This is a genomic window from Sphingobium sp., assembly GCF_048594625.1.
Classification (GTDB): domain Bacteria; phylum Pseudomonadota; class Alphaproteobacteria; order Sphingomonadales; family Sphingomonadaceae; genus Sphingobium.
Genome location: NZ_JBMDWL010000029.1, coordinates 34370 through 42759 on the forward strand (window position 1 = coordinate 34370; position 8390 = coordinate 42759).

The 8390-nt window shown below is 64.4% G+C and carries 12 protein-coding genes; 2 read left to right on the forward strand and 10 right to left on the reverse strand.

Annotation, left to right across the window (positions count from 1 at the left end; all coding sequences use genetic code 11):
* Positions 1 to 84: 84 nt before the first annotated feature.
* The 10 genes from ACOJSJ_RS03775 to ACOJSJ_RS03820 all read right to left on the reverse strand — a co-directional run bounded on the left by ACOJSJ_RS03775 (position 85) and on the right by ACOJSJ_RS03820 (position 6747).
* Positions 85 to 747 (reverse strand): cell wall hydrolase, encoded by a 663-nt coding sequence (locus ACOJSJ_RS03775; protein ID WP_420143653.1) that lies wholly within the window; start codon positions 745 to 747, stop codon positions 85 to 87.
* A gap of 172 nt (positions 748 to 919) precedes the next feature.
* Complete coding sequence (locus ACOJSJ_RS03780; protein WP_420143654.1) at positions 920 to 1273, reverse strand: DUF1491 family protein; 354 nt, start codon at positions 1271 to 1273, stop codon at positions 920 to 922.
* Positions 1263 to 1766, reverse strand: coding sequence for a PaaI family thioesterase (locus ACOJSJ_RS03785; protein WP_420143655.1), 504 nt, complete (start codon positions 1764 to 1766; stop codon positions 1263 to 1265). The genes ACOJSJ_RS03780 and ACOJSJ_RS03785 overlap by 11 nt, the downstream gene beginning before the upstream one ends.
* Positions 1726 to 2193 carry a PTS sugar transporter subunit IIA gene (locus ACOJSJ_RS03790; RefSeq protein ID WP_420143656.1) on the reverse strand — a complete coding sequence of 156 codons (468 nt, stop codon included), beginning with the start codon at positions 2191 to 2193 and terminating at the stop codon, positions 1726 to 1728. The genes ACOJSJ_RS03785 and ACOJSJ_RS03790 overlap by 41 nt, the downstream gene beginning before the upstream one ends.
* A 290-nt stretch (positions 2194 to 2483) precedes the next feature.
* The gene (gene hpf / locus ACOJSJ_RS03795; protein WP_420143657.1) at positions 2484 to 3080 is read right to left on the reverse strand and encodes a ribosome hibernation-promoting factor, HPF/YfiA family; all 597 of its coding nucleotides are present in this window, start codon (positions 3078 to 3080) and stop codon (positions 2484 to 2486) included.
* 71 nt (positions 3081 to 3151) lie between these two features.
* Positions 3152 to 3844: a DNA polymerase III subunit epsilon gene (gene dnaQ, locus ACOJSJ_RS03800; protein WP_420143658.1), complete on the reverse strand. Its 693-nt coding sequence runs from the start codon at positions 3842 to 3844 to the stop codon at positions 3152 to 3154.
* Between the two features lie 32 nt (positions 3845 to 3876).
* Positions 3877 to 4470: a dephospho-CoA kinase gene (gene coaE, locus ACOJSJ_RS03805; RefSeq protein WP_420143659.1), complete on the reverse strand. Its 594-nt coding sequence runs from the start codon at positions 4468 to 4470 to the stop codon at positions 3877 to 3879.
* On the reverse strand, positions 4470 to 5309 hold the full coding sequence (locus ACOJSJ_RS03810) for a shikimate dehydrogenase family protein (RefSeq protein ID WP_420143660.1): 840 nt from the start codon (positions 5307 to 5309) through the stop codon (positions 4470 to 4472). The genes coaE and ACOJSJ_RS03810 overlap by 1 nt, the downstream gene beginning before the upstream one ends.
* On the reverse strand, positions 5306 to 5923 hold the full coding sequence (locus ACOJSJ_RS03815; protein ID WP_420143661.1) for a Maf family protein: 618 nt from the start codon (positions 5921 to 5923) through the stop codon (positions 5306 to 5308). Before ACOJSJ_RS03815 ends, ACOJSJ_RS03810 begins: the two co-directional genes overlap by 4 nt.
* Positions 5920 to 6747 carry a pyruvate, water dikinase regulatory protein gene (locus ACOJSJ_RS03820; RefSeq protein ID WP_420143662.1) on the reverse strand — a complete coding sequence of 276 codons (828 nt, stop codon included), beginning with the start codon at positions 6745 to 6747 and terminating at the stop codon, positions 5920 to 5922. Before ACOJSJ_RS03820 ends, ACOJSJ_RS03815 begins: the two co-directional genes overlap by 4 nt.
* Before the next feature lie 289 nt (positions 6748 to 7036).
* Here ACOJSJ_RS03820 and hemE point away from each other — a divergent pair, with 289 nt between their 5' ends.
* Both hemE and ACOJSJ_RS03830 read left to right on the forward strand, forming a co-directional pair.
* Positions 7037 to 8107 (forward strand): uroporphyrinogen decarboxylase, encoded by a 1071-nt coding sequence (gene hemE / locus ACOJSJ_RS03825; protein WP_420143663.1) that lies wholly within the window; start codon positions 7037 to 7039, stop codon positions 8105 to 8107.
* Positions 8107 to 8390, forward strand: a 284-nt coding sequence (locus tag ACOJSJ_RS03830; RefSeq protein ID WP_420143664.1) for a CopD family protein, incomplete at its 3' end; no start/stop codon positions are given. The genes hemE and ACOJSJ_RS03830, both read left to right, overlap by 1 nt.

Genomic DNA, 8390 nt, shown 5'->3' on the forward strand with positions numbered 1-8390 from the left:
AAGAAAAGGCCGATTCGGACATCCGAACCGGCCTTGCCATGAAATCATCCTGTCGGACGCGCGCGATGCCCGCGCCGTCGGTCTTCAGCGATAGAAGACGTGATTGTCGATCGACGCCAGACGGGGCTTGCCCCAGCCAGGCGATACGCGACGGGCGTGGAAGAACAGGGCGCCTTCGGCCACGCTGTCCCAGCTGTCGTCCATCGCGATCTGGGCGATGGCGACGGCTTCGCGCCAGCTGCGGCTGGCTTCGCGCACCGGCGGCATGCCATTGCCGCGTACAAAACTGAACTGGCTCGGCTGATACACCACGCCGCACAGGCTGTCGGCAAAGCGGCCGGACTTGGCGCGATTGATGATCACGCGCGCCACGGCCAGCTGGCCTTCCAGGCTTTCGCCCTTGGCTTCGAAATAGACCGCTCCGGCCAGGCACTTCATATCGCCGTCAAGCTCCTCCGGTGCGCCTTGGGCGTCGACCAGAGCAGCGAGGCTGGATGCCTGCACATCGTCGGTGGAAATGGCGTTCTGGGCCTTGGCGGCCGATTCCAGCGGCTGCGACACTTCGCGCGGCTTGGAAAAGATGACGGCGGATTCATCGCCAGTCGGGGTAGTGGCAGGGAAAGCCTGCGGAAGCGACGTAACCGAAGCGAGGGATTCACCCGCGATCGACATGTCGGAAGCCGAGACCGCAGCGGCGGCGGACAGGGCAAAGGCTGCCACGATGGCAGCTCTCAGACGAAAACTCATTACGGCTCAAAATCGTGCGGTTCTTGGCCGGAAACGTCGTTTAACCATATTCCATGACGTTCGGCCGCCCCCCGTCTGCGTGTTTACCGGCCCCGCCCCCCTTCGGGCGAATTCGGCAACCTGCGCGTTGGCGTCGGGGGCCTGTGCCCAAACCATGACGCAGTGTCAACGATCAGCAGAGTGTTTCCACGGCAAAGCGTTCCGCTTGCGGGATGTCGAGTTCGACGACCCACAGGTCCGGGTCGGACCTGCGCCGTCGCGCCAGATAGGCGTCGATCGCCTGCACCCCTTCGCCAACATCGGGACCACAGCGCAATAACGCATGACCACCGGCAAAGTTCGACACCCGTTCGAAAAGGCCGGATAATTCCCCCTTTTCAAGCGTCTGGATTAATATCACGCCGCTGATCTCGTCGCCCTTAACGATCACCGTCGCAAATCCGCCCGCCGCCGCCACCCGCCGCCGCAGCGCACCCACCAGCATCGCACTGGTAAGCCGCGCGGTCGGCCCGGCGTCAGGCGCCATAGCCCGGCAGAGACGACAGCGGAAATTGCGACCGCATGAACGTGCCGGTGCCCCGGCCGACCTCTTCGCCATCCGAATCGATCAGACTCGCCTCGGCGACATAGACGCGTCGCTTGCCGCTGATCCACCGGCCTTCGGCCCGGATTCGCCCCGGCCCGATCGGCCGCGTGAACAGCAGGTTGAACGCCGTGGTCAGCAGGAATCGGTCGCTGACCAGGCTGTTGGCGGCATAGAAGGCCGCATCGTCCAGCATCTTGAAATAGACGGTGCCATGCACCGCGCCCGCAGCGTGGAACTGGCTTTCGTCGACATCGAATGCGATAACCGACCGGCCCGCTTCGCTGATGGTCAGTTCGGACCGGAACAGCCGGTTGATCGGTGCGGACCGATAGAGATTCTCCAGCGCCCGGAAATGGGCCGCCTCGCCGCTGGCCACCTGCGCGGGATCGGCCTCAGGCAGCGTCACGCGCCCCGCCGCCCGCCAGCAGCGCATGCAGCGCCTCCGTCGATTGTGCGCCGCGCAGCCGGGCGACCTGCGCATCGTCGCGCAGGTAACGTGACACCCGCGCCAGTGTCTTGAGATGTTCCGCGCCGCTATCGACCGGCGACAACAGGGCAAAGACGACATCGACCGGCGCTTCGTCCACCGCATCGAACGGCACCGCCGGGTCCAGCAGCACCACGACGCCGCACATCGCCTTCAGGCCCGGAATCTTCGCATGGGGAATGGCGACCCCGCCGCCAAAGCCGGTGGACCCCAGCCGCTCGCGTTCGAACAGCGCATCGCCCACGTCGTCCGCATCCAGATCATAGGCGCAGGCGGCCAGCGTCGCGATCTTCTGGAACAGCTGTTTCTTGCCGTTGGTCGACAGGCCCGTGGCAAGCGCTTCGGGCGCAACGATGTCGTTGAAGTTAACCATGGTCAATCCGAACCGGCCGGGGCGCGCGGGCGAAAAATTCGCGCAAATCCTCGGGCAATGAAAGCCCGGCCCCATAAGCCGCCTGCACCATCAGGTCAACAGGCGGCCCATGCCCGAACCATGTCCGGGCGGGGTCAGGGGTCGGGTGTCTGCGCGACCAGACCACCTCTCACAAACCCCGGCGACGGACTATGTTCCCGCCGCCGGCATGGACGTCAGCGGCGACGTTTCCGTTCGCCGCCACGCATGGGCTTCAGGCGCGAGGTTCCACCCGGCCATGATGCGCGGCGTCAGCCACGCGGTTCGACCCAACCGATCGTCCCGTCATGGCGGCGATAGACCATGTTGTAGGCCGACGTGCCTGCATTCATGAACAACAGCGCGTTGGTGTTGCGCAGGTCCAGCATCATCACCGCGTCCGACACGCTGGCTTCGGGAATGTCGACCCGCGTTTCCGCGACGATCAGGGGCGCGTCGGCGGCGTCTTCCTCATCCTCACCGCCACCGGCGAAGATGGTGTAGCCCGCGCCGTCGATGTCATCGACGCTATAGCCATTGGCCCGCTGCGCTTCGGCGGCGGCGGCCTGCACGCTGCGATCCTTCAACCGGCGCATATAGCGGCGCAGCTGCTTTTCGATGCGGTCGGCCGCCTGATCGAAACCGGGATGCGCATCCTGCGCCTCGCCCGCGCCCTTCAGGATCAGGCCGGTCATCACATGGCAGACGATGTCGCAATGGAATGCCCCGTGCGGTGCCTTGCGAAAGGTCACCTGAGCGGAAAGCGTGCGGGAAAAATATTTCTCGGCCATCGCCTCCAGACGATCGGTGACATGGCTTTTCAGCGCATCACCCGTTTCGACCTGATGTCCGGAAATACGAATATCCATATGCCTTCTCCTTGTTTTTGCCGGATGCTGGAACGGGCATCCGGTGGGCATGGCGGCACAGGCCTTTCGGTCTATGCCCCCTGGTGCCAGAGCGGGTCTTTCAGCGTCGCGACGAACGCTGCATGCCGCTCCAGCTCCGCCGCGCTGGCGGTAAACACCCGCGCGGGACGAACAGGGCGAACCACGGCCGCAGCCGTCAGTTCCGCCCCGACAATGTCTTTGGCTTCCTCCTGTGCCAGACTCAGGCCGATCTGACGGCCACCGTTCAGTTCGATATAAAGCTGCGCCAGCAATTCGGCGTCGAGCAGCGCGCCATGCTTGATGCGATGGCTGCGATCGATGCCGTAACGGGTGCAGAGCGCGTCCAGGCTGTGCTTCGCGCCGGGGTGCAGCGTGCGGGCGATGGCGACAGTATCGATCATCCGGTCCATCGACACTTCGGCATGGCCGCACAGCCGCAGTTCGTGATTGAGGAATCCGAAATCGAACCGCGCATTATGCGCGACCAGCGGGCTGTCTTCCAGAAACGCCAGCAGCTCCGCCACGCCGCTGGCAAACAGCGGCTTGTCGGACAGGAATGTGCTGGACAGGCCATGCACCGCTTCGGCGGCGGCGGGCATGTCGCGCTGCGGATTGTAATAAGCGTGGAAGGTCCGGCCGCTCGCCACGCGATTGATGAGTTCGATACAGCCGATCTCGACCAGCCTGTCGCCGGATGCCGGATCGAATCCCGTCGTTTCGGTATCGAAAATAATCTCGCGCATCGCCCTCTTCATTCGACTCTGTGGGCCAACCCTTATCTGCCTGTCTTCGCGCCAAGGCAAGCAACCAGAAGCCTGACCTGTGCGCGGGTAGCGGCAAATGTCGTACCCGTATGGATGATATAGTCCGCCCGTCGCCGCTTTTCAGCATCGGGGGTCTGCAGATGGACGATTTGGCGAAATTTAGCCGCGCGCATGCCCGGCCGCGCCAGCACCCGCCTGCGCTGTTTCCATGCGGGCGCGGTCACCACGATCACCCCGTCCAGCCTTTTCTGCCCGCCCGTCTCGAACAGCAGGGGAATGTCCAGAATGACGAACCTGCGCGACCGGTGTCGGCGCAGGAACATGCGCCGCGCCGCCTGTACCGCCGGATGGACGATCGCCTCCAGCGCGCGCCGTTCGCCCGGATCGCCGAATACCGCCGCGCCCAGCCTGGCCCGGTCCACGCCCTGCGGCCCGGTGGTGCCGGGAAAGCGCGCCTCGATCGCCGGGATCAACGCGCCGCCCGGTCCCTGCAACCGGTGCACCTCGCCATCCGCATCGAACAGCGGCACGCCCATCTTGCGAAACATCGCCGCGACCGCCGACTTGCCCATGCCGATGGAACCGGTCAGGCCATAGACCTTCATCAGTCGCCGGCCGCGATCAGCATCGCCCGCAATTCCGCGTCCAGTTCGCGCGGCGCTTGCGCATCGAAAAATATGTCGAACGCCAGCGCCGCCTGCCCGATCAGCATCTCAAGCCCGTCCAGTATATTCAGACCCCGCGCCCGCGCCGCCTTCAGCAGCCCGGTTTCCAGCGGGGCATAGACGATGTCATAGACGGTCGCGCCATCGGGCAGGGGGGCAAGGTCGATGTCCAGCACCGGCTGCCCCACCATGCCCAGCGCGGTTGCGTTGACCAGCAGGTCGGCGGCGGGCAGCGCGTCGCCCATGCGGATTGCCCGGCCGTTCGTCCCGCTGCCGGCGCCCACGGAATCCAGCAGCGCCTGCCCCTTCGCCGGATCGCGCGCCATGACCGTGATGTCCGGCACGCCAAGGCTGGTCAGCGCGAACAGGATCGCGCGCGCCGCCCCGCCCGAACCGAGGACGACGGCGCTCTTCCCCTTCCATTTATCGCGCAGCAACGGTTGCAGGAACCCGCCCGCATCGGTGTTGGTGCCGATCAGCGGCCCGCCGGTTTCGCTGGCGATGGTGTTGACCGCGCCGATGCGTTCGCGCACGCCGCCCGGATCGTCGACATAATCCAGCACCGCGATCTTGTGCGGGATGGTGACGTTGCACCCCAGCCAGTCCGGGTCGGACCGCCGTTGCAGAAAATAGGCGCCCAATCCCCCCGTCGGCACATGAGTCTTGCGATATTCCGCCTCTATATCCAGCGCGTTCAGCCAGAAGTTATGGATCAGGGGCGATTTGCTATGGCCGATCGGGTCGCCGATAACCTCTGCATAGGGGAGTGCGTCGCTCATGCCGCCAAAACGCCCCGCACGCGCAGAAAGTCAAGCAGCGGCAGCAGCGGCAACCCCTGAATCGCGAACTGGCTGCCTTCCACCCTGCTGAATATCTGCACGCCCGGCCCTTCGATCCGGTAACATCCCACGCACCAGCGCAGCGCGTCCCAGTCGGCATCCAGATAGGACTGGATAAACGTATCGGACAACGGCCGCACCGTCATCCGCACCCGCTCGACATGGCGCCAGATCGCTTCGCCGTTCAGTGCGATCACCGCCGCGCTGTGCAGATGATGGACCCGGCCCGACAACAGGCGCAGGATTCGCTCCGCATCCGCCCGGTCGACCGCCTTGTCGATCATCGCGCCGCGCTCTTCGCCCTCCCCGACATTGTCCGCCAGACTGAGTGTCTGGTCGCACCCCAGCACCAGCGCGCCGGGCACCCGCCGCGAAACCTTCAGCGCCTTCAGTTCCGCCAGCGCATCGGCCAGCCCGCGCGCGTCCAGCCCGTCGGCGCGCAACGCTTCCTTCGCCGCATCCTCGTCCACGCCGGGCGACAGCGCCTCGAACGGCACCTGCGCCGCGTTCAGCAACGCCCTGCGGCTCTCGCTCTGCGAAGCCAATATGATCATGCGTCATGCCCTTCCGCCAGTTCGCGGTCGTTGAACAGGTTGATGATGGCGGCGGCCGCTTCCTCGATCGACCGGCGCGTCATGTCGATCACCGGCCATCCATTGTCGGCGAACATCCGCCGGGCGAAGGCCAGTTCCGCCTGCACCTTCTCGCTGTCGACATAGGCGGTTTCGGGCGCCTGATTGAGCGACAGCAGACGGTTGCGCCTTATCTGGATCAGCCGTTCGGGGCTGACGGTCAGCCCCACGACCATCGGATGCCGCAGGCTGTACAGGCTGCGCGGCGGCGGCGATTCCGGCACCAGCGGGATATTGGCGGTCTTATACCCCCGGTTGGCAAGGTAGATGGACGTCGGCGTCTTGGACGCGCGCGACACGCCCGCCAGCACGATGTCCGCCTCCTCCCAATTTTCATGGCCGACCCCATCGTCATGGGCGATGGTGAACTGGATCGCCTCGATCCGCGCGAAATAGGCTTCGTCCAATATATGTTTGCGCCCCGGCCGGGTCCGCGTTTCCTGCCCCAATATGTTGGACAGGGCGTCGGCCACGCTGTCCAGCGCCGCGACATGGGGCAGGCCCAGCGCGCGGCACCGCGTTTCCAGCCGCCGCCGCAACATGTGATTGGTCAGCGTGAACAGCACCAGCCCCGGATTGGCGCTGATTTCCTCCATGATCCGGTCCAGATGCAGTTCGGACCGCACCATGGGCCAGAAATGGCGGATCGCCTCGACATTTTCGAACAGGCCGATCGCCGCCTTGGCGATATTTTCCAGCGTTTCGCCGGTAGAGTCGGACAGAAGATGCAGGTGGATGCGCGCCATGGGGACATCTGTGTTGGAGGGCTGTGGATAAAGCAAGGGATGAAATTGTGGATAAGTTCAGGGCTTTTTCCCGTCCCCGACTCCCGAAAATCTATCCACAGCTCGCCCACAGACCCCGGATTCGATCCACAGCCTGTGGATAACGGGGATGAAGTGACTGACTCGCGGCCCTATCCGTGACTCTACGGAGTCAAGTTGTTGGCAAAATCGGGCACAGCGCATAAACCCCGCTGCCAACGGACCAACTATCTCCATCATCCCTTGAATCTAAATAATAAGAGAGAATGTGATGCGCGAAGACGCTCCGGCGAGCCTTTCCGAAAAGCCCTTGCTCGCCGTCCTGAAAGGGGATCACCCCGCCGCCCCGACCGGTGGGCCGCCCATGTGGCTGATGCGCCAGGCGGGACGTTATCTCCCCGAATATCGCGCGTTGCGGGCGGACAAGGGCGGTTTCCTCGAACTGGTCTATGACAGCACCGCCGCCGCCGAAGTCACGCTCCAGCCGCTGCGCCGCTTCGGTTTCGACGGCGCGATCCTCTTTTCCGACATTTTGATCGTTCCCTATGCGATGGGGCAGGATCTGTGGTTCGAAGCGGGGGAGGGGCCACGCCTTGCCCCCGTCATCGCGGATACGGATCTGTCGGCGCTGACGCCCGATTTCACCCGCTTCGACGCCATCTACGACACCGTGCGACAGGTGAAGGCCGCGCTGGACCCCTCGGTCACCTTTCTGGGCTTTGCGGGCAGCCCCTGGACCATCGCGACCTACATGGTGGCGGGGCAGGGCAGCAAGGATCACGCCCTTGCCCGTCGCATGGCCTATAATGAACCCGATCGCTTCGCCGCGCTGATCGATGCCATCGTGGACGCGACGGTCATCTATCTGAGTGGTCAGATCGATGCGGGCGTGGACGCGGTGCAGCTGTTCGACAGCTGGGCGGGCAGCCTGTCTCCGCTGCAATTCCGCCGCTGGGTGATCGAACCCAATCAACGCATCGTGGCGCACCTCAAGGCCATCCACCCGGCCATTCCCGTCATCGGTTTCCCCAAGGGCGCGGGCGCGAAGCTCGCCGACTATGCGGCGCAGACGGGCGTGGATGCGGTGGGGGTTGATGAAACCATCGATCCGCACTGGGCCAATGCGGCGCTGCCTGCGGGCATGCCGGTGCAGGGCAATCTCGATCCGCTCGCCCTCATCGCGGGCGGCGCGGCGGTGGAGGAGGCGGTCGACATGATCCGCGCGGCCTTTGCCGACCGGCCCCATATCTTCAACCTTGGCCATGGCATATTGCCCGACACGCCCATTGCACATGTCGAAGCACTCATTAGCTATGTGCGCAGGGAAGGAGTTCGTAGCTGATGGCCTATCTTGGCGCCGCCTATCTATGGGTGAAGGCCGCCCATGTCATCTTCGTCATCTTTCTGATGGCGGGGCTGTTCATGATGCCGCGCTTCTTCGTCTATCATCAGGAAACCGCGCCCGGATCGGCGGAGGATCGGCGCTGGATCGAACGCGAAACCCGGCTGCTCAAGATCATCCTGAACCCTTCGCTGGTCCTCACCTGGCTGTTCGGCCTGATGCTGATGGTCGAAATCGGGGCGTGGAGTTTCGGCTGGTTTCATCTGAAACTGCTCTTCGTCCT